Raw genomic sequence first — 344 nt, forward strand, 5'->3', positions numbered from 1 at the left:
TGGCCGAGCCGCCGCGCGCCGCCGCGTACTGCCTCGACCAGCCGTGCATCGAACGGCTGCGGCGGGAAGTACACCACCTGCTGCAGATCGATGGCGATGCCGCTGCGCGCTGCCAATGCTGCAACCTGCTCGTGCAGCGCCGCGTCCATCGCAGACAGCACCTTGTCGTCGCCCGCGCGCAGATCCACCGTCATCGTGACCTTGCCGGGAATGACGTTGCGCGAATCGGGATGCACGCCGAGGCAACCCACCGTGCCGCGGCCGTGTGGGGGATGCTCCAGCGCGATGCGGTTGACGATGCCGACCAGCTCTGACGCCGCCAGCAGCGCATCCTTGCGCAGCGC

General features: G+C 69.5%; 1 pseudogene. It reads right to left on the reverse strand.

Going from position 1 to position 344, the window contains the following annotated elements:
* Nucleotides 1-344, reverse strand: a pseudogene (locus J8I82_RS38025) (Zn-dependent hydrolase); the annotation flags it as partial.

It is taken from the genome of Cupriavidus consociatus (assembly GCF_017814975.1).
In the GTDB taxonomy this organism is placed as follows: Bacteria; Pseudomonadota; Gammaproteobacteria; order Burkholderiales; family Burkholderiaceae; genus Cupriavidus; species Cupriavidus consociatus.